This window comes from Pseudomonas sp. LB3P81 (assembly GCF_054897965.1).
Genome location: NZ_JBUBVG010000001.1, coordinates 4,667,193 through 4,687,566 on the forward strand (window position 1 = coordinate 4,667,193; position 20,374 = coordinate 4,687,566).

At 60.1% G+C, this 20,374-nt stretch carries 18 protein-coding genes; 6 read left to right on the forward strand and 12 right to left on the reverse strand.

Annotated features, from left to right (window positions below):
- Positions 1-146: 146 nt before the first annotated feature.
- From ACYZTL_RS21665 to ACYZTL_RS21700, 8 genes are all read right to left on the reverse strand, one after another.
- A complete protein-coding gene (locus ACYZTL_RS21665; RefSeq protein WP_461953449.1) occupies positions 147-1,244 on the reverse strand; it encodes a DUF1513 domain-containing protein in 1,098 nt (365 codons plus the stop codon).
- Positions 1,245-1,258: 14 nt separating this feature from the next.
- Entirely contained in the window at positions 1,259-2,323 is a 1,065-nt protein-coding gene (locus ACYZTL_RS21670) for an imelysin family protein (RefSeq protein ID WP_461953450.1), read from the reverse strand.
- A 27-nt stretch (positions 2,324-2,350) separates the two neighbouring features.
- Positions 2,351-3,778, reverse strand: a complete 1,428-nt coding sequence (locus ACYZTL_RS21675) for a di-heme oxidoreductase family protein (RefSeq protein WP_461953451.1) — start codon at positions 3,776-3,778, stop codon at positions 2,351-2,353.
- A gap of 299 nt (positions 3,779-4,077) precedes the next feature.
- Positions 4,078-5,424 carry an imelysin family protein gene (locus ACYZTL_RS21680; RefSeq protein WP_461953452.1) on the reverse strand — a complete coding sequence of 449 codons (1,347 nt, stop codon included), beginning with the start codon at positions 5,422-5,424 and terminating at the stop codon, positions 4,078-4,080.
- A gap of 237 nt (positions 5,425-5,661) precedes the next feature.
- Entirely contained in the window at positions 5,662-7,659 is a 1,998-nt protein-coding gene (locus ACYZTL_RS21685; RefSeq protein ID WP_461953453.1) for a putative bifunctional diguanylate cyclase/phosphodiesterase, read from the reverse strand.
- A gap of 464 nt (positions 7,660-8,123) precedes the next feature.
- A complete protein-coding gene (locus tag ACYZTL_RS21690; RefSeq protein WP_149419098.1) occupies positions 8,124-8,720 on the reverse strand; it encodes a superoxide dismutase in 597 nt (198 codons plus the stop codon).
- A 225-nt stretch (positions 8,721-8,945) separates the two neighbouring features.
- Positions 8,946-9,548 (reverse strand): LysE/ArgO family amino acid transporter, encoded by a 603-nt coding sequence (locus tag ACYZTL_RS21695; protein ID WP_461953454.1) that lies wholly within the window; start codon positions 9,546-9,548, stop codon positions 8,946-8,948.
- Positions 9,549-9,554: 6 nt separating this feature from the next.
- Positions 9,555-9,956 carry an ACT domain-containing protein gene (locus ACYZTL_RS21700; protein WP_461953455.1) on the reverse strand — a complete coding sequence of 134 codons (402 nt, stop codon included), beginning with the start codon at positions 9,954-9,956 and terminating at the stop codon, positions 9,555-9,557.
- 94 nt (positions 9,957-10,050) lie between these two features.
- Here ACYZTL_RS21700 and ACYZTL_RS21705 point away from each other — a divergent pair, with 94 nt between their 5' ends.
- The 4 genes from ACYZTL_RS21705 to ACYZTL_RS21720 all read left to right on the forward strand — a co-directional run bounded on the left by ACYZTL_RS21705 (position 10,051) and on the right by ACYZTL_RS21720 (position 13,943).
- A complete protein-coding gene (locus tag ACYZTL_RS21705; protein ID WP_461953456.1) occupies positions 10,051-10,944 on the forward strand; it encodes a LysR family transcriptional regulator ArgP in 894 nt (297 codons plus the stop codon).
- Between the two features lie 54 nt (positions 10,945-10,998).
- On the forward strand, positions 10,999-11,991 hold the full coding sequence (locus ACYZTL_RS21710; protein WP_461953457.1) for an NAD-dependent epimerase/dehydratase family protein: 993 nt from the start codon (positions 10,999-11,001) through the stop codon (positions 11,989-11,991).
- 108 nt (positions 11,992-12,099) lie between these two features.
- Complete coding sequence (locus ACYZTL_RS21715; RefSeq protein WP_461953458.1) at positions 12,100-12,975, forward strand: ATPase; 876 nt, start codon at positions 12,100-12,102, stop codon at positions 12,973-12,975.
- Positions 12,976-13,094: 119 nt separating this feature from the next.
- Positions 13,095-13,943, forward strand: a complete 849-nt coding sequence (locus ACYZTL_RS21720; protein WP_461953459.1) for a cache domain-containing protein — start codon at positions 13,095-13,097, stop codon at positions 13,941-13,943.
- Between the two features lie 87 nt (positions 13,944-14,030).
- Here ACYZTL_RS21720 and ACYZTL_RS21725 read toward each other — a convergent pair whose 3' ends face one another.
- Both ACYZTL_RS21725 and pobA read right to left on the reverse strand, forming a co-directional pair.
- Complete coding sequence (locus ACYZTL_RS21725; protein ID WP_461953460.1) at positions 14,031-15,548, reverse strand: MDR family MFS transporter; 1,518 nt, start codon at positions 15,546-15,548, stop codon at positions 14,031-14,033.
- 79 nt (positions 15,549-15,627) lie between these two features.
- A complete protein-coding gene (pobA, locus tag ACYZTL_RS21730) occupies positions 15,628-16,812 on the reverse strand; it encodes a 4-hydroxybenzoate 3-monooxygenase (RefSeq protein WP_461954353.1) in 1,185 nt (394 codons plus the stop codon).
- 188 nt (positions 16,813-17,000) lie between these two features.
- On the opposite strand from pobA, the gene ACYZTL_RS21735 reads away from it, so the two are divergent.
- Positions 17,001-17,897 carry a helix-turn-helix domain-containing protein gene (locus ACYZTL_RS21735; protein ID WP_461953461.1) on the forward strand — a complete coding sequence of 299 codons (897 nt, stop codon included), beginning with the start codon at positions 17,001-17,003 and terminating at the stop codon, positions 17,895-17,897.
- Between the two features lie 9 nt (positions 17,898-17,906).
- Here ACYZTL_RS21735 and ACYZTL_RS21740 read toward each other — a convergent pair whose 3' ends face one another.
- On the reverse strand, positions 17,907-18,083 hold the full coding sequence (locus ACYZTL_RS21740; protein WP_461953462.1) for a hypothetical protein: 177 nt from the start codon (positions 18,081-18,083) through the stop codon (positions 17,907-17,909).
- 190 nt (positions 18,084-18,273) lie between these two features.
- The gene (locus ACYZTL_RS21745) at positions 18,274-19,179 is read right to left on the reverse strand and encodes a LysR family transcriptional regulator (RefSeq protein WP_461953463.1); all 906 of its coding nucleotides are present in this window, start codon (positions 19,177-19,179) and stop codon (positions 18,274-18,276) included.
- 209 nt (positions 19,180-19,388) lie between these two features.
- Between ACYZTL_RS21745 and ACYZTL_RS21750 the strand changes: the two genes are divergently transcribed.
- The gene (locus tag ACYZTL_RS21750) at positions 19,389-20,267 is read left to right on the forward strand and encodes an MBL fold metallo-hydrolase (RefSeq protein ID WP_461953464.1); all 879 of its coding nucleotides are present in this window, start codon (positions 19,389-19,391) and stop codon (positions 20,265-20,267) included.
- The last annotated feature ends 107 nt before the right edge of the window (positions 20,268-20,374 follow it).

The following is a 20,374-nucleotide window of genomic DNA, read 5'->3' on the forward strand; positions in this document are numbered from 1 at the left end:
GTATGCAAATGCGGCGAACACAAAAGGTGTGGCGAGGGAGCTTGCTCCCGCTGGACTGCGTAGCAGTCCCATTTTTTAGGGCCGCTGCGCAGCCCAGCGGGAGCAAGCTCCCTCGCCACAGGTAAATCCACCACTGGGGAGTGGCGTCAGATGAGATGCAGGTGGTTGTCCCAAAGCCCCGCCGGCAGCTCCAGCGGTTTTGCAACAAGATCTGTCTGGCGGCAATCGTAGTAACGGCAGCGTCCTTGACCCGACGTCACGGCAAAGCCGTCAGCCACCGCACCGACCCCGGCGCAATCGGGAAGTGGCGCATCCAGGCGCACTTCACCGCTGTCCAGGTCCCAGATGAAAAAGCGGTTGCCCCGTGGCGCGGTCAACGCGACCAGCCGCAAGTCACTGTGTACCGCGACGCTGGCGGTGTAATGCCCCATCGCCTGCAGCTGATGCTCGGGCACCGGGAACGCCACGAACGGTTGGCCGGGTCGCTTGATTGCCAACAGTTCCGAAGATTCGTGGGAGGGGCCCATGAATTGCTGACCGGCGACGATGGTGCCGTCGCTGGCGATCCCCAGATGCCGCACGCTGTTCATCTGTTGGGCCAGGGTTTCCTTGCTCAGCAACGTGCCATCGCGCTGCATCAGCACCAGGCTCGGTTCCATGGCGTTGAGGTTCATCTCGACCCGGCTTTCCGCCTCGGTGCGAATGCCGCCGTTGGCCACCACCAGGGTTTCGCCATCGGGCATCCACGACACCTGATGCGGGCCGATGCCGTGGGTGGAAATTTCGCCGCTGTGCACGAGGCGCTCGCCTTCAAACTTATACACACCGAGCAAGCCGCGACCCGGATCGGACGTGTCGTTCTCGGTGGCGTACAGCCAGTCACCGCTCCGGTGAATCACCGCGTGACCGTAGAAATGCCGGTTCGGCTGCGAGGCCACGGTTTGCAACAGCGTGCCGTCGCGCAGGTCGATCAGGTAGCTCTCGGTGCCTGGGCGACGAGCGACAAATAGCGCAATCGGCAGCGTCGGGTGATTGATGATGTCGTGGCAACGCTGGCCGACCCGGGTGGCGAACACCCGTGTACCGTCCAGCCGATAACCGACGGCGTAATGCTTGCCGTCAGTATCGTCCCGCGCCGAGAGCAACAGCGGGCTCTTGTCCTTTTGCTTGAACAGCGTCCAGCCGCCCAGTGTCACTGCTCCCAGCAGCAAACTACCTAACGTCAGAGCCTGTCGTCGCAGCATGGCACTCACCCTCATCAGTCACCGTCGTTGGCGTTGAAGCCCAGTTGGATGCCCAGCGCCTTGGCCAGTTCGCCTTCGTGCAGGCGATGGACGACGTTGAGGCTGTCGTAGATGTCGTTGAGTTGTTGGCGACCGGCGTCGTCGTTGAGCATTTCAGTCAGCGAACGCTGGTTGCTGGCGAACAGTTTCAGGGACGCGGCGTAAGCGGCGTCGATCTTGTCGGCCAGCGGCTTCTGCTCGCTCGGCAACAGACCGCGCAAGCCTTTGTTGTCGACGCCTTCCCACACTGTCTTGGCGGCGGCGATGCTGGCTTCGAGGCCGGTCAGGGACGACTGGCTGCGCCACGCATCGGCCTGGAACGGTTGCGGCACGCCCTTGCTCTGACGGCCCATCGGCGTGCCGAGTTTTTTCTTCAGGCTGTCCAGAGCGGTGACTTGCACGCGCAGCAGATCGGCGATGGCTTCGTGGGAATCGGCGTAGCGCTGGTTCGGAAACTTGCTCATCTGCGCGAGCATGCCGTCGGTGTTGTTCCAGCTTTTCAGGATCTCTTCGGCCAACAGTTTCTGGCGCTCGCCAATCGCTTTCAGCAGCGGGCAGTACTTGGCTTTTTGCGCGTCGTTGGCCACGTCCGGCTTGCTGTCGAACAGGATGTATTCGTAGGCGGAGAGGCCTTGAACCACAACGCTGGACTTGGCCAACTCTGCGGCATCGATCTGCGGCTGGGCGGTGACCAGTTGCTCGACCTGACGGCCGACAAGGTTTTTCTTGTCCGGCCAGAACTGCACCTGCCAGGCGCGATTGCCTTCAGCCAACGGCCCGATCAGCAGCGGTTGCAGCTCGGCCCAGGCTTTCTGCGCGTGCAGGAAGTCGGCGCGGGCGGTGTCGAGGTTTTCCTTGCCTTCGCAATAGGCCAGTGCGCTGACAGCCAACTGGCGGTCGGCTTCAACCCAGCGCGTGTAGGTCGGCAGGATCACCGACTTGGCGATAGCCGCCGACGTGACGGCCTGCGGGTCCTGCGGCGAGCAGGCGCCGAGGGCGAGGGCGGCAAGGCTGGTGAACAACAACTTGGGACGGAACATGTGAGGCTCCCGCTGATTTAACGCGTATTAAAGGGAATTCAAAAACGCCAGCAACGCTGCGCGCTGCTCGGCGTTGAAAGACAAAACCTGTTGGCGCGCAGCTGCAGCCTCGCCGCCATGCCAGAGCACGGCTTCGAGCAGATTGCGGGCGCGGCCATCATGCAAGAACTGGGTATGGCCACTGACCGCCTGCGTCAGGCCGATGCCCCACAACGGCGGGGTGCGCCAGTCGCGGCCACTGGCCTGGAATTCAGTACGGTTGTCGGCCAGTCCGTCGCCCATGTCATGCAGCAGCAGATCGGTGTAGGGGCGAATCACTTGATTGGCCAGTTCAGGTTCTGCCGCGTTGGCGGCGGTGGTGTATTTCGGCGTGTGACAGGATTGGCAGCCGGCCTGGAAAAACAGGTTCTTGCCGGCCAGCACTTCAGGCGTGCCGACATCGCGTCGGGCCGGTACGGCGAGGTTGCGGCTGTAGAACAGCACCAGTCGCAGGATATTGTCGCTGACTTCCGGCTCGCCCTCGGGGCCGTTGCCGTTGGAGGCCTGCTTGCACCCGGTTTGCGCGTCGGTGCAGTCGTCAAACGGTCGCAGACTGGTCGTGAGACCCATATCACCTGAAAACGCGTGAACGTTTTGCTGATTGAGGTTCGGCTGCCCGGCTTTCCAGCCAAATCGTCCGAGGACGGTTTTCTGTTGGGCGTCATCCCAGACCCGGTTCGGGCGCCCGGTGATGCCGTTTTTTTCTTTTGCCTGTGCGTCGGCGTTGGCCAGGATTGCCTCCTCGGGGATTGCTTCGAGCAAGCCGAGGCCAATCATCGGCGGAGCGATGCGGGCAGAGAAACGGGTGTCAGGGTGCATCGGGCCGTAACCCAGCTGGGTGATGTTCAGGCTCGGTTTGCGCAACTCGATCTCGCTGCCGTCCTTGAAGCGGACCGGCACCGGCGTGTAGTCGACCCGCACCTTGCCTTCCGGGAGTACACCGGGGATGGCCATGTCCTGGAATTGCCCGCCGTAGACCGGCTCCGGGACGACACCGAGCTGTTCGATGACTTTCGCGTAGGCCGGCGCATCGGGTATCGACAGACGCACCAGCATCGACACGGCATTCGCCGCATCAGGCATGGGCGGATGACCGCGGCCGTCCTTGATGTGGCAATTCTGGCAGGCGTTGGTGTTGAGCAACGGGCCGAGGCCGTCCCGGGCGGTGGTGGTCGACGGGGCGATCACCCAGGGGTTGCGGAAGAAACTGTTGCCGACGCTGAAGTCCACGCGCCGGGAGGGCGGCAGGTTGGCGGAGGGCAGGGAGAAGGCGTTCTGATCGGTCTTGCGCACGGTCGCGCTGCCACCGGACCGGGCTTCACCGGGTTCGGCTTTGGTAAAACGCGGGGTGTCATCGCAGGCACTCAGGCCCAGGGCCAGAAACAGTGCGGACAAGCGAAGAAGCAGCGAGGGCATCAGACATCCTGCAAGACGAGCAAAACAAGGGCGCAAAGTCTAACAGGGCAGGGGGGATTGAATAAGAGGAATTATCGTTTGGTTGATGTGGGGCAGGGTTTTCCAGAATTGTCACCGCGTTCACTGATTCAGCACCGTCCAATGTGGGAGCGGGCTTGCTCGCGAAGGCGGTGTGTCAGTCGACATCAATGTTGAATGACACACCGCCTTCGCGAGCAAGCCCGCTCCCACAGGGAATGCATTCAGGCAGGCATGAAAAAGGCGACCCGAAGGTCGCCTTTTTATTCAGCCAGCGTTGATCAGAACTCGTGATCAGCGTTGTCCGGGTTCAGGTCGCTGATACCCAGTTTGCCAGCGGCCGCTTCAATCGAACCGGTCTGCTTGACCAGGGAAGCGATGGCGTCACGGACGATCTGGTTGCCTGCGGTGTTACCGGCGGCGATCAGTTGGTCGTAGTGCTCACCCTTGTTGGCGTGATCGACGATGACCTGCATCCTGGCTTCGGTCGCAGCCAGGTCGGCCTTCAGCGCGGTGTCGGCAGCCGGGTCGGCCTTGACCACCAGGGACGACAGGCTGGCGCCGGTCATTTTGCTGCCGTCGACGCGGGTGTATTCGCCCAGGTACACGTTACGAACGCCTTTGGCATCGTAGAACTGCGAGTTGTGGGTGTTGTCGCTGAAGCAGTCGTGTTCGTCTTCCGGGGAGTTGGCTTCCAGGGAAACCTTCATGCGCTCGCCCGCCAGTTCGCCCAGGGACAGGCTGCCCATGCCGAACAGCATTTTGCGCAGGCCGGATTCAGCCGGTTCCGCTTCCAGGGTGGCGCGGTAGTTGTCGGCCACGTTCGGCTTCCAGTTACCGACCATTTCTTCCAGGTCGCTGACCAGCAGCTGGGTCACGGATTTCAGGTAAGCACGACGACGATCGTTGTGACCGCCGGTGCCGCTTTTGCCTTCCAGGTAGTCCGAAGCCGGACGGTTGCCGGCGCCAGGGCCGGTGCCGTTCAGGTCCTGGCCCCAGAGCAGGAATTCGATGGCGTGGTAGCCGGTGGCGACGTTGGCCTCGGCACCGCCCAGCTCGTTCAGGCTGGCGAGTTTTTCCGGGGTGATGGCTTTCACGTCGATCTTGTCTTCGCCGACCTGAACCTGGGTGTTGGCGATGATGTTGGCCGTGGCGCCCGGGTTACCCAGTGCGTGTTCGTAGGATTTGTCGACGTAGTCGATCAGGCCTTCGTCCAGTGGCCAGGCGTTCACCTGACCTTCCCAGTCGTCGATGATGGTATTGCCGAAGCGGAACACTTCGCTCTGCAGGTAAGGAACGCGAGCAGCGATCCAGGCAGCCTTGGCGGCTTTCAGGGTGTTGGCGTTCGGCTTGGCGAGGAAGGCGTCGACGGCGGTTTGCAGGGTTTTCGCGGTGGATTCGGCATCGCTGTAAACGGCGAAAACCATGTCGGCGTAATGCGCGACAACGGCTTTGGCAGCGGCTTCGTCGACTTTAGCTTCAGCGGCAGGCGCAACAGCCGCGGCCGGCGCGGTGGTGGTGGCTGGAGTAGGCGCTGGTGCGGCAGCTTTGTCTTTGCCTTCGCCACAACCGGCGAGGGAAATAGCGATGGCCAACAGACTGGCGGTAGCCAGAGGCATACGAATCATGGCGAACATCCTGCTTCGAGAGGGGGTGGAATGGCGCAGCGAGCGCGCAAAACTGCGACATAATGCAAATCTTTCGCATTATGTGTAAAGGGTTGTGCTTGTAAATATTTCTTATTCAGACAGTGATTGTGCCGCAGATCAAAAGATCGCAGCCTCGTTTCACTCGACAGCTCCTACATTGGACCGCGTGCTTCTGTAGGAGCTGTCGAGTGAAACGAGGCTGCGATCTTTGGGTTTTTACAAAATCGCGGCACTGCTGCGCTGGGCCTGCTTCAGGTAGGCGCCCAGTTCTCGCGCCGGCAGCGGTTTACTGTAGAAGTAGCCCTGACCTTCATGGCAGCCTTCAGAAATGATGTAGGCCTCTTGCTCGGCGGTTTCCACGCCCTCGGCAATGACCTGCATGCCCAGGCTCTTGCCCAGCTGGATGATGGCCCGAACGATGGTCGCGTCGTCGTCGTCATCGAGCAGGTCCTGAACGAAGCTCTTGTCGATCTTGATCTTGTCCAGCGGCAGGCTTTTCAGATAACTGAGCGATGAGTATCCGGTGCCGAAGTCGTCGATGGCGATCAGCGCGCCGGAGCGACGCAGACTCAGCAGGTGCTGGGCGGCGGTGCTGATGTCTTCCATCAGGCCGGTTTCGGTGACTTCCAGCTCCAGGCTGCGGGGTGGCAGACGGTACATCTGCAGCAGGTTGTTGACCACCCGCGGCAGTTCGGCGTGGTGCAGCTGTACGGTCGACAGGTTCACGGCCATGCGCAGATCGGTGAAACCCTGGTCATGCCAGTCGCGCAATTGTTTGCAGGCCTGATCCAGCACCCATTCGCCGATGGCGATGATGGTGCCGTTCTGCTCGGCCAACGGGATGAACAGGTCTGGCGGCACCAGCCCATGCTCGGGATGCTGCCAGCGAATCAACGCTTCGACGCCGACTACCCGATGATCGCGGTAGCTGATCTGCGGTTGGTAGACAAGGTAGAACTGGTCTCGGGCCAGGGCATCGCGCAGGTCTTTTTCCAGCTCGCGACGGCGGCGCATTTCCGTGTCGACACTGGCGATATAGAACTGATAACGGTTGCGCGAGCGCGTCTTGGCCAGGGTCATGGTCTGCTCGGCCTTTTGCAGCAGCTTCTCGGTGCTGTCACCGTCCTCGGGAAACAGGGTGATGCCGATGGTGGCGCGCAGGCGAATCTCCTGATGATCGAGGGCGAACGCCGCTTCGAGGTCATCGAGAATGCTTTGGGCCAGTTCGGCCGCTTCATAAGGTTGTTCGATATCGGCCTGAACCAGGGCGAACTGGTCGCCGCCAAGACGGGCGAGAGCGCCGAGACGACCACTGTGGGCTCGCAGGCGATCGGCCAGGGCCAGCAGCAACTGGTCGCCGGTCTGGTAGCTGAACTGTTCGTTGATGCCTTTGAAGTCATCGAGGCCGACACATAGCACCGCAACCCGCCGTTGCAACCTGCCGGCGTCGACGAGGATCTTGTCCAGTTGCTGCTGTAATTGCTGACGGTTCGGCAGACCGGTGAGGAAATCGTACTGGGCCATGCGCAGCAGGCTGTTTTCCGCTTCGTGGCGCAGGTGCGTGTTGCGTTCGATGGACTCGAGTAGCTGGTTGGCGGTGTTGATCCAGATGCCCAGTTCGTTTTTTTCGTGACCCCTGAGCTGCGGAATCTTGTGTTCGCTGGGGCGGTCCGGGTTGATTTCGGTCAGGTGCTCGATGATCCGCGACAGCGGTTTGGTCAGCAGCCAGTGATAAACCAGATACAGCACCAGCCCCATGGCCATGGCGCGCAACACGCCGGAAATGAAGATGATCACCGAACTGACGATGAATCCTTCACCGTAAGTGGCGGTGTCGAGGGTGATGCTCAGGTCGCCGTAGTACTCGCTGTACGGGCCACGCCCCACCAGTTGGGTGGTGAAGGTGCGTTCCTTGCCGAGGATGAGGTCGGTCAGCCAACGACTGTTGGATTGCTGCAAGTCGCGGTTTTTTTGCGCGAGCATGGCTTCATTGGGATGGCCGATGGAGGCCTGGCGCACAGCGTCGTCCTGAAACAGGCCTTCGATTACCTGCATGCCCATCTCCCGGTCCAGGCTGTAGACGGCCTGGGTCGAGGGGTCGCGGAACATGTCGAGGATGCGCTGGGCATCGCTGGCCACGGCCTGGCGTGTTTTATAGGCATCGAAAACGATCTGGGCGCAGCTCAAGACCACGCCGACGATCAATGCCGACATGAGCACAACCCGGAGCAACTTAACCGACAAGCTGTTCTTGAGTTCCAGCTTCAAAGACTCATTCCTTGTTCCGTGCAGGTAGCATCAAGTTGCCATGAGTATTGGCAATCCCGTGATGGCAGTCAAAGGGACAATCAAGCACAGGGTGATTTGCCTGTGGGTTGGCCGAAATGCTGTTGCCTGGAGTATTTGCCCTATTAGTACTGTGTCGGTAGTCGAGTCCTTCAACTTGAGGGGGATTTGGACATATTTTCCATTTGGTTGATGTTAGACGGCTGTGGCGTTGGGGCAAGGGGTTGAAGGCTGGTTTCATTGTGGGAAATCGGCCTTTGTGTGGGAGCTGGCTTGCCTACGAAGGCGGCCTGACAGCCGACCAATTTCTTGCGGTTGTACGCAAATTCTGTAGGGGTTTTAAAAGGCAAAAAAAACCCGGCATAAGCCGGGTTTCTTGACTGGCGTCGAGCTTAAGCGGTGAAGGTTTTGCCTTCGAACTGCTCAGCCACGAATTTCCAGTTGACCAGGTTCCAGAACGCTTCGACGTACTTCGGACGCAGGTTGCGGTAGTCGATGTAGTAAGCGTGTTCCCAGACGTCGCAGGTCAGCAGCGGGGTGTCGCCGCTGGTCAGCGGGTTGCCGGCGCCGATGGTGCTGGCCAGGGCCAGGGAACCGTCAGCCTTTTTCACCAGCCAGCCCCAACCGGAACCGAAGGTGCCGATGGAGGTTTTGCTGAATTCTTCTTTGAACTTGTCGAACGAACCGAAAGAAGCGTTGATGGCTTCAGCCAGTGCGCCGGTTGGTTGACCGCCGGCGTTTGGCGCCAGGCAGTTCCAGTAGAAAGTGTGGTTCCAGACCTGAGCGGCGTTGTTGAAGATACCGCCGGAGGAAGACTTGACGATTTCTTCCAGAGTCTTGCCTTCGAACTCGGTGCCTGGCACCAGGTTGTTCAGGTTCACGACGTAGGTGTTGTGGTGCTTGTCGTGGTGGTATTCCAGGGTTTCCTTGGAAATGTGTGGCTGCAGGGCATCGTGTGCGTAGGGCAGCGGCGGCAGTTCGAAAGCCATGATGATTCTCCTAATCAGGTCAGTTGCGGTGGTCGCAAGGCCGATCACGGGCGGCCAGACAAGCGCCGGGGAGTTTGTACTCTTTGCGGCGCATCGGATCGGATCATAGCACCGGGGGTGCGGCATAACCACGCAACAACTGTGTGGAATAGAGGTTCAAGGGGATGCCCTCACTAAATGACGGATCGCCATTTAGTGAGGGCATCCCCTTAGCCTTTTGGAATATCAGGAAGCGATGATCAATTGGCCGGCTACGGTGAACATCATGACGGCCACCAACAAATCAAGGATTCGCCAGGTACTTGGCCGAGCCAGCCACGGCGCCAGCCATGCGGCACCGAGGGCCAGCGTGAAAAACCACAGCAACGATGCACTGGCCGCGCCCACGACATAAGCACCAGGCTCGGTTTGTTGCGCGCCAAGGGAGCCGATCAACAAAACGGTATCCAGATAAACGTGCGGGTTGAGCAAGGTCACCGCCAGGGCGCTGAGCATCACCGCGCGCAGTGACCGTACTGTCTGGTTTTCACCCTGTTGCAGGCTTTGCTTCGAACAGGCCCGACGCAGCGCCAGGCTGCCGTACCACAGCAGAAACAGTGCACCACCCCAGCGAGCGATGGCCAGCAATGTCGGATTTTGTGCCAGCACGGTCGCCAGACCGAAAACACCGGCCGCCACCAGCAACGCATCGAACGTCACGCACAGCGCCGCCACCGGCAGATGATGTTCACGTCGCAAGCTCTGGGCCAGCACAAACGCGTTCTGAGTACCGATCGCCATGATCAGCCCCGCGGCCACCAACAGGCCGTTTACATAACTTTGCCACATAAGGTCTTACTCCGCGTTCGCTGCCAGGTCCCGCAACACTTGCAGGGCACGTTCGGCATCGGCCTGGCCGACGAATAAATGGTCGTGGTAATAACCGGCAATCACGTTGCAACTGATCCCGGCCTGGCCCAGAGCCGTGGCAAATGCGGCCGTCAGGCCGACGGCTTCCAGCGCCGAGTGCACGTTCAGGGTGATCCAGGCAGCGACGTAGTCGAAACTGAAACCAGCCTGTTCAGCGTGGGAACGTTCCAGAATCACCGTCAGACCTTCCTGCTCGCGAAAGCTGCCGACGATCTCAAGACCCGACGGCAATTGACCGTCGCGCAACGTGCAGAACACATACTCGCCAGCGTTGAGTTGCGGGCTCATGCTGCGTAGAAGCGTTGCCAATGAAGTTTCGCCAGCCATGTCGTGATCCTTGTTCAAGAGTTCTTGCGGGCATTCTCCGCTGCTAACCTGTATAAGAAAAACCAATCATGCTGATCGCTCATTAGGAAAACTGATGTTCGACTATAAATTGCTTTCTGCACTGGCCGCTGTGGTCGAACAGGCCGGTTTCGAACGCGCCGCCCAAGTGCTCGGCTTGTCACAATCGGCGATATCCCAGCGCATCAAACTGCTGGAAGCGCGGGTCGGCCAACCGGTGCTGGTGCGGGTCACGCCGCCGGCCCCGACGGAAATCGGTCGGCGCCTGCTCAACCATGTGCAGCAGGTGCGCTTGCTGGAGCGGGACCTGCAAACGCTGGTCCCGGCGCTGGATGAAGAAGGCCTGCCGGAACGTCTGCGTATTGCCCTGAACGCCGACAGCCTCGCCACCTGGTGGGCCGAGGCGGTGGGTGACTTTTGCGCCGAGCATCACCTGCTGCTCGATCTGGTGGTCGAGGACCAGACCGTCGGCCTCAAACGCATGCGCGCAGGCGAAGTGGCGGCGTGTGTCTGTGCCAGCGAACGTCCGGTGGCCGGGGCGCGCAGCGTGCTGTTGGGCGCCATGCGTTATCGCGCGTTGGCCAGCCCGGCATTCATCGCCCGGCATTTTCCGCAAGGCGTTCGCGCCGATCAGTTGTCGAAAACACCGGCGCTGGTCTTCGGGCCGGACGATTTCCTACAGCATCGCTACCTCGCTTCCCTCGGCGTAGACGGCGGTTTCGAACACCATCTATGCCCGTCATCCGAAGGTTTCATTCGCCTGTCCGAAGCCGGTCTTGGCTGGGGCCTGGTGCCTGAATTGCAGGTGCGCGATCAACTGGAACGAGGGGTTTTGCGCGAGCTGTTGCCAGATAAGCCCATCGATGTGCCGCTGTACTGGCATCATTGGCGCAATGGCGGTCAGTTGTTGGGGTTGCTGACCGATCAATTGGTGCGATCGTCGAAGAAATGGCTGGTGCCGTTGCACTGACCGGCAGCGTCAAGACCTCACGCACTACGCAAAACGAAATATTCGGAGCACTACATGAAGATTCTGGTCACCGGCGCAAGCGGCTTCATCGGCGGACGCTTTGCGCGTTTTGCCCTGGAGCAAGGCCTGGATGTACGGGTCAACGGTCGCCGGGCCGAAGGCGTCGAACACCTGGTGCGCCGAGGCGCCGAGTTCATTCAGGGCGACTTGAGCGACCCGGAACTGGCGCGCGACCTGTGTTCCGACGTCGAAGCCGTGGTGCATTGCGCCGGGGCTGTCGGCGCGTGGGGACGTTATCAGGACTTTCATCAAGGCAATGTGCAGGTCACCGAAAACGTGGTCGAAGCCTGCCTGAAGCAGCGTGTCCGGCGGCTGGTGCATTTGTCCTCGCCGTCGATCTACTTCGATGGCCGCGATCACCTCGGATTGACCGAAGAACAGGTCCCCAAGCGCTTCAAACACCCCTATGCCGCGACCAGATACCTGGCCGAGCAAAAGGTCTTCGGTGCCCAGGAATTCGGCCTCGAAACCCTGGCCCTGCGCCCGCGCTTCGTGACCGGTGCTGGCGACATGAGTATCTTCCCGCGTCTGCTCACGATGCAACGCAAGGGTCGGCTGGCCATTGTCGGCAACGGTCTGAACAAGGTCGATTTCACCAGCGTGCAAAACCTCAATGAAGCGCTGCTCAGCAGTTTGCTGGCCAGCGGATCGGCGTTGGGCAAGGTGTACAACATCAGCAACGGCACGCCGATTCCGTTGTGGGACGTGGTCAATTACGTCATGCGCAAGATGGATGTCCCACAAGTGACCCGCTACCGTTCCTACGGCCTGGCCTACACTATGGCGGCGCTCAACGAGGGCGTGTGCAAGCTGTGGCCGGGTCGCCCCGAGCCAACCCTGTCGCGCTTGGGCATGCAGGTGATGAACAAAAATTTCACCCTGGACATTAGCCGCGCGCGGCATTATCTGGACTACGATCCGAAAGTCAGTCTCTGGACCGCCCTCGATGAATTCTGCGGCTGGTGGAAGGCCCAGGATATTCACTGACAAATCCCGTTACTGAACGGAGAGTGAGGTTCAGGGTCAATCGGTGCGGCTGACGGGTTTATACTGCGCCGCATCAAGCCATCACCGCGTTCCACAAAGGTTGCCTCAATGTCCATGCGTAACGATGCCAACGACGACTTCGACGATGTACCGAGCCTGCGTGCCGACATTCTCGACGACGATGATTTTCCGACCACCACGCGCACCACGGTGCATTCGCGTACACCGCCGGCGGTCAGGGTCAAGGCTGCCAGCACCGGCCCGTTGTGGGCACTGGTCGGCGCCTTGTTTTTTGCGTTCGCGGGCCTTGCCTGGTGGAGCTTTCAGCAGATCTCGCTGATGGAACAGCAACTGGTGGCGACCCAGGAAAGCTTCGCGCGTATCAGTGAGGAAGCGGCGGGGCGCTTGCAGGACATTTCCGGCAAGGTCGTCGCCAGCCAGACCAACGTCACCAGCGACAGCGAAGCGCTGAAACTGCAAATCAGGCAGCTGGAAAGCAAACTCCAGGATCAGAGCAAGCAGCAACAAGGCGTTGTCGGCCAGACCTCGGACCTGGACAAGCGTCTGGCGCAGATGACCGCGCAAACCACCGATCTGGACAAGCGCCTGTTGCAAGCCACCGCCCAGAACATTGAGCACCAGACCGCCAACACGCAATTGCAGGCCCAGGTCAAAGCCTTGAGCAGCGAACTGGCCGCGCTGAAAAGTGCCCCAGCGGACACTGACAAATTCGACGCACAACTGAAAAGCCTCGGCGCCGACATCGTCGCGCTGAAGAAACAAGGCAACCCGAGCGCCGCCATCGAGCGTCTGGAGCAAGACATGATCGTGCTCAAGAGCGAGCAGGATAACCGCCCGGCCACCGCGCCAGCCTCGTCCAACACCGCCGAGTTCGATGCTTTCCGTGGCCAGGTCACCCGCAACATCAACACTTTGCAGGCGCAGATTCAGAATTTGCAGCAGCAGTTGCGGGCCAGGCCGTGAGTGTGAAGGCTCGGTAATCCGCTGCAATACCCTTTTGCAAACTGCAGTTCGCTGAATATCCATACATGCCCCATTGCCGTCTACGCTCTTGAAACACCGACAAGAACGAGGGATGCGCAATGGGGTTTTTGCACAGGTTGGCCCTGTTGGGCGGGATGCTGTTGCTGTGTCTGGGCCAGGCTCAAGCCGCCGGTACTGAAAAGGACGACAGCCAGGCCGCCATCGCCTTGCTGGAAAAAGCCCTAGCCTACTACCACGACAACGGTGACAAGGCATTCGCGGCCTTCAGTCGTCAGGGCGAGTTTGTCGACAAGGATCGCTACGTGTTTGTGCTCGATACCAAAGGCGTGATGCTCGCCAGCGGCGGGCCGTCGTCGGCGTTGATCGGGCGTGATGTGTCTGACGTGCTCGGGCCGGATTTGCAGAAAGCCTTCAAGGATGCGTTGAAAGTGCCCGAGGGCAATGGCATCCAGCAGGCGGAATATCGCTGGCAGAACTGGTCAGACGGCAAGGTCGAGCGCAAGCATGTGTTCTACCAAAGGATAGGCCAGCGCATTCTGGCGGTGGGTTACTACCTGCCACGGGCGTCGGCGGAACAGGCGATGGCGTTGCTGAACAAAGCGGCGACCGATCTGGCCAAGGACGAGAAGGGCACGCTCACCGCCATCAATTCACTCAAGGGCGGTTATTTGCAGGATGACCTGTATGTGTTCGCCGTCGACCTGGATACTCGGCGCTATGTCGCTCACGGCACCAACCTGCGGTTGATCAATGCCGATTTCGGCAAGATCAAGGACCCTGAAGGCAAACCCGTGGGTGAGCCGATCCTGGCGTTGATGGCTAAACAGGATTATGGCGAATACGAATATCGGTGGAAAAATCCGGTGACCGGGAAGGTCGAGGACAAGCATGCGTACCTGAAGAAGGTCGGGCATTTTTTGGTGGCTGTGGGGTATTACAGCCCTTGAAGATCAAAAGATCGCAGCCTGCGGCAGCTCCTACAGTGGAATGCGTACACCCTTGTAGGAGCTGCCGCAGGCAGCGATCTTTCGCTGTTAGCGAACCTTGTCTTCCCGCCCCCGCAACACCCGGTTTGGCATCGCAATAGCCGCCGCCAACCCCAGTAGCGACACCGCCGCACTCACCATCAACAAGTACCGGAAGGTCAGCTGCAATTCTGCACGCAAGGCGTCCTGCGCATCCCCCGCTGCGGCATTCAAACCGTCCAGCAAGACATTTCCCGAGCTGCCCTCGGCAATCAGCGTCGAGCCGGCCAGGTGGGCGAAACTCGAATCTTGCAGCAACGCCAGCAACAACGCCGACATCAATGCCACGCCCACCGCGCCGCCCAAGGAGCGGAACAGATTAGTGGTGCTGGTCGCCACGCCGATGTCCCGTTGTTCCACCGAGTTCTGCGTCCCGACCAATGACGTCGGGAACTGCATACCGGAGGCGATCCCGCTGAGCACCATGAACAGACTGCTGAGTACCACCGTCTGTGGCGGGCTGAACGCCATACCGAGAATCGAGATTGGCATGAGAATGGCGCCCGTCAGGATCATCGGTTTGTAGCGCCCGGTCACCGAGGTCCGGCGCCCGGCGAAATACGCACCGATCGGCAAACCGATGGCCAGTGGCAACAGGTGCAGTGCGGCACTGTCAGCTCCGGCGCCCGTCACACTCTGGAAGCGCAACGGCATCAGCACAATCAGCGAGATCGACTGGAAACTGGTGAAGAAAATCGTGCACCAGCACAGGATCGCATTGCGGTTGGCGAACAGGTGCATGGGCAGCAACGGCTCCCGCGCACGGCGCTCATGCCGGACGAACAACGCCAGAACAACCACCGCACAACTCAGTAAACCCAACACCTCAGCGCTACGCCACGAATGGCCCTGGCCGACCTGAGTAATGCCGAGCAGCAAGGCCGTCAGACCGATGATCATCAGCAGCGTGCCGAGGTAATCGATGATCGGCTTGCGCTGCGGCACGGGCAGACCCACCAGCGTGCGATTGGCCACCAGCCACGCGCCCAGACCCAGTGGCAGGTTGATCAGGAACACCCAGCGCCACGACAGGTATTCGGTCATGTAACCGCCGAGCACCGGGCCGGCCACGCTGGCCACCGCGTACATGCTGCTGAAATAACCTTGATAGCGACCGCGTTCGCGAGGCGGCACGATGTCGCCGATGATCGCTTGGCTGACCGAAATCATCCCGCCGGCACCAATGCCCTGAACAATCCGCGCCAGCACCAGTTGCTCCATGCTTTGCGCCATGCCGCAGAAGAACGAAGCCATCGTGAACAGCCCCATGCCGAACAGCATCAACTTGCGCCGACCGTACAGGTCGCCCAGTTTGCCGTAGATCGGCACTGCCACGGTCATCGCCACCATGTAGCCGGAAATCACCCACGCCAGCAGGCTGACATCCTTGAACTGCGCCGAAATGGCCGGCATCGATACGGCGACGATGGTCTGGTCCAGCGCGCCGAGAAAAATCGCCAGCATCAGGGCGATCAACACGCTGCGAATGGCCGGTTTGGGCGTTTCAGGCTGGTTGAGATTGGTCACGGGAGAACCTGCGGGCAGTGAGGGTCCCGCAAGAGGCAAGGGCGAGCGGGGATGCTCGCCAGTGTAAGTCGGTAGGAAGCTATTCGATAGCCTCATAAGGAAGCCCGACGTAATTTTCCGCAATGGTTTTTCGACCCGCTTCAGAGCCGACGAAGTAGTCCAGCTCCGACTCGCTGATGCGCTGGCTGAATCCATCGTGATCGTCAAAGCGATGCAGCATCGAGGTCATCCACCAGGAAAACCGCTCGGCTTTCCAGACCCGGCGCAGGCAGACCTCGGAGTATTTCTCCAGCAAATCGACCCGGCCTTCGCGGTAAACCTTCAGCAGGATGTTGAACAGCGTACTCACATCGCTGGCCGCCAGGTTCAGGCCTTTGGCGCCGGTGGGCGGCACGATGTGCGCGGCGTCGCCGACCAGAAACATCCGCCCGTACTGCATCGGTTCGACCACGAAACTGCGCAGCGGCGCGATGCTTTTTTCGATGGACGGCCCGGTCACCAGCGACTCGTCCAGCGCAGCCGGCAGACGGGATTTGAGCTCATCCCAGAAGCGCTGATCGGACCAGTCCTCGACCTGATCCGAAGCCGGGACCTGCAGGTAATAACGGGTGCGGGTTGCCGAACGCATGCTGCACAGGGCAAAACCGCGTTCGTGGCGGGCGTAGACCAGTTCATCGTGAACCGGTGGCGTGTCGGCGAGAATCCCCAGCCAGCCGAACGGATAAACCCGTTCGAACACCTTCAGGCATTCGGCGGGAATCGATTGCCGTGCCACGCCATGGAAACCGTCGCAACCGGCGATGTAGTCGCAATCGAGCCGCCAGGTTTCGCCGTCCTTATCAAACGTTACAAACGCTTCATCGGTTTTCATGCCGTGGGGTACGACGTTGCCGGCTTCGTAAACCGTCTGCGCGCCGGCCTCCCGACGAGCGGCCATCAAGTCACGGGTGACCTCGGTCTGCCCGTAAATCATCACGGTTTTGCCCCCGGTCAGGGCCTGCAGATCAATGTGCACCCGACGCCCGTCGAGGGCCAGTTCGAAGCCGCCGTGAACCAGGCCTTCGGCGTCCATGCGCCGGCCGACGCCGGCCTGACGCAGCAGCTCTACCATGCCTTGTTCGAGTACACCGGCACGGATTCGGCCGAGCACATAGTCCGGGGTCTGGCGTTCGAGGATAAGGGTGTCGATACCGGCGTTGTGCAGCAATTGGCCGAGCAGCAATCCGGAGGGACCGGCACCGATGATGGCGATTTGGGTTTTCAGCGTTTTCATTGTTTTTATGACTCGCAAGCTCCACGCGACCAGGGTCGGTGAATTATTTTTATGGATCGAGTGCTTGCATTTTTCACTTGCGGGTCTGTCAATTGAAGGTGAAAACTGAGCCGATAGCTGTACATTCTGCCAATCGGTGCGATTATCGCCCGTCACCTCCCTAGGCCTGGATTGAAGTTATGAACAAGCCTGACCTGCCTTCGATACCGGTGTTCAAGCTCTACGGTGAAAGCCTCGACTGGCCGACCCCGGACTTGTTGCATTGCGAAACCATTTCCAAACGCAGCCGCGAACACCAATGGGAAATCAAACCCCATCGCCACGCCGATTTGTGCCAGTTGCTCTTCGTGTTCAAAGGTCAGGCAGAGCTTGAAATCGAAGGCAAACGTACGCAGCTGAGCGAACCGGCCATCCTGGTTTTACCGCCGTTATCGGTGCACGGTTATCGTTTTTCGGAGGATGTCGAAGGGTTTGTCGTGACCCTGGCCGCGCCGCTGATCGCCCATCTTCAGGCGCAACTGGGCAACTCGGTGAATGCCCTGGCCCAGGCCGACAGTTATCTGGCCGGCAATGACGGTGAGTACCTCAACAGTCTGTTTTCTGCTTTGCAAAACGAATACACCGGCCATCAACCGGCCCGGGAAATGCTCATGCATTCGCTGGTCAGCGTAATCATGGTGTGGGTCAGCCGTCAGGCGCTTCAGCGTCGCTCTGCCAGTCAGCGTCCGCAGCGCGCGCGGGAATACCTGAACGGGTTTATCCAGCTGGTGGAAGAGACCTATCGTCAGCACGTCAAGGTCGAAGACCTGGCGCATCGGCTGGGGATTTCGGTGTCGCACCTCAACGGCACCTGCCGTGAACTGGCGGGGCAACCGGCGTTGCAGATCATGCACGAGCGGCAATTGCTGGAGGCCAAGCGCTTGCTGACCTACACCAGCATGACCATTTACGAAATGTCCGACGTGTTGGGGTTTTCCGATCCAACCAACTTCACGCGCCTGTTCCGACGCCGGGTGGGGATCTCGCCGAAGGCTTTTCGCGACCGCTTGAAGGTCGATCAGGACAACGAGGCCTGATCCCCTTCGTTACCGAAGGGCGTTGAGGGTTGCGTTGTGGGGGATGCAACGCTCGAAGTTACAGCTCGCGTATTCACGGGGCAGTTGCCGTAACTGCTCGACGCGCCACGCCGCCGTGCCATACAACGCCAGCGAGGCCGCGCAGGTGATGAAAATCGCGAGGTATCTTCTTGTTTTGGTGTTCATCGCGTTGACCTCTGAACGAATACCCTTGGGTATTCCTTTGAGCATAGGTCAGTTGTGTAGGAGCTGCCGAAGGCTGCGATCTTTTGATCTTGATTTTGATCTTCAGTGGCGCCGATAAGATCAAAAGATCGCAGCCTTCGGCAGCTCCTACAGGGTAATGCATTCCAAATCCTGGAGTTGGCAACACCTTTTAAAGCCCGATATCCCATTCCGGTTCTTCCGGAAATCTCACCACCAGAAAATCCAGCAGGCTGCGCAGCGCCGCGGGCATGTGCTTGCGGGAGGCGTACACCGCGTAGATGTTCATCTGACGCGGTTCGGCCTGGGGCAACAGGCGGATCAGTTCGCCGCTGTGGATATGCACACCCGCCTGATAACTCGGCAGCATCGACACCCCGGCGCCGGCCATCGTCGCGCGCAGCAGCGTACTGGCTTCATTGGCGCTGATGTTGCCCTGCACCGGCACCGAGACCGGTTCGCCGTTCTGTTCGAAATGCCACAGGCTTTTGCCGAAATAGGAATGGGTCAGGCAGTTGTGCTGGCTCAGGTCTTCGACCTGCGTCGGTGCCGGATGCTCTTGCAGGTAAGCGGGGGCGGCGCAGACCACCGAGCGGCAGACCGTCAGCCGCCGCGCGATCAGGTTCGGGTCCAGGTCATTGCTGGTGCGAATCGCCAGATCGATGCGCTCATCCACCAGGTTTACCGTGCGGTCGAGCATCTGCAGGTCGATGCTGACGCCGGGGTAACGTTTGACATAGGCGGCCATGGCATCCGCCAATTGCGCCTGGCCGAACGAGGTGCTGACGCTGATCCGCAACAGGCCGCGCGGTGCATCGTCGGGTTCGCTGACGGCGGCCTGCATGTCCGAAGACAGGTCGAGCATCTGCCGACACCGTGGCAGGATCTCGCTGCCGGCGGCAGTCAGGCTCAACTTGCGCGTGGTGCGGTGCATCAGGCGCGCGCCGACCCAGTCTTCCAGCTCCGCCAGATACCGCGAAACCACCGGCCGTGACAGCTCCAGATGATCGGCGGCGGCCGACTGGCTGCCGAGGTCGACCACCGTGACGAACACCCGCATTGCTTGTAGACGATCCATGATTTGCCCGCTTTCAGAAACAAACTATGTTCCAGCATCGCATTTTTTGTAATGAATAAGGCAACTAAGCTCTGTCCAATTGTAGGAGCGAGCTTGCTCGCGATGGTCGTTAACGATAACGCGTGCTTACCGGTTAAACGCGGCGTGTTGAAGTCCATCGCGAGCAAGCTCGCTCCTACAAAAGGCGTCGACAACCAACGGAGCAACAGATGATCGGTTTCACTTCCCTCAAGCGCATTTTGCTGGCCACGGCCACCCTCGGTTTCGCGGCCCACGCGGCGGCATCGACGTTGACGCTGGATGTCTACAATCCGGGCGACAAGGCGATCTTCCCGGTGACTTCGGTTTTGGTCAGCGGCGAGAAAGACGCGATTTTGGTGGACGCGCAGTTCGGCAAATCCCAGGCCGAGCAGGTGGTGGAAAAAATCCGCGCCAGTGGCAAGCAACTGACCACCATCTACATCAGCCACGGTGACCCGGATTACTACTTCGGCCTCGACACCCTGACCGCTGCATTCCCCAACGCCAAAGTGCTCGCCTCGCAACCGACGGTGGATCACATCAAGAAAACCGTCGACGGCAAACTGGCGTTCTGGGGCCCGAAAATGGGCGCCGACGTACCGGCCAGAACCCTCGTGCCGGGCGTGCTCAAGGGCGACAGCCTGATGCTCGAAGGGCAGAAGTTGCAGGTGGTGGGGCTTGAGGGCAAGCAACCGGATCGCACCTTTGTGTGGATCCCGTCGATCAAGGCAGTGGTCGGTGGCGTGGTCGTCGCGGAAAACATTCACGTGTGGATGGCCGACACCCAAACCGAGCAATCCCACGCCGATTGGTTGGCTACGCTGCACAGCATTGAAACCCTGAAACCGAACACCATCGTGCCGGGTCATTACCTCGGTGAAAGCGCCCGCTCCCTGGCTGCCGTGCAGTTCACCGCCGATTACATCAAGGCCTTCGACGAAGCAACCGCCAAGGCCGAAGACGCCACTGCGCTGATCGCCGCAATGAAAAAACGTTTCCCGACACTGGGCGAAGAAAGCTCGCTGGAACTGAGCGCCAAAGTCGCCAAGGGTGAGATGAAGTGGTAACCCGCCGTACCTGACACTGAAGCAGCTTTTGTGGCGAGGGAGCTTGCTCCCGCTCGGCTGCGAAGCAGTCGTAAAACCTGAGAATGCGGTGTGCCTGAGTGATGCAG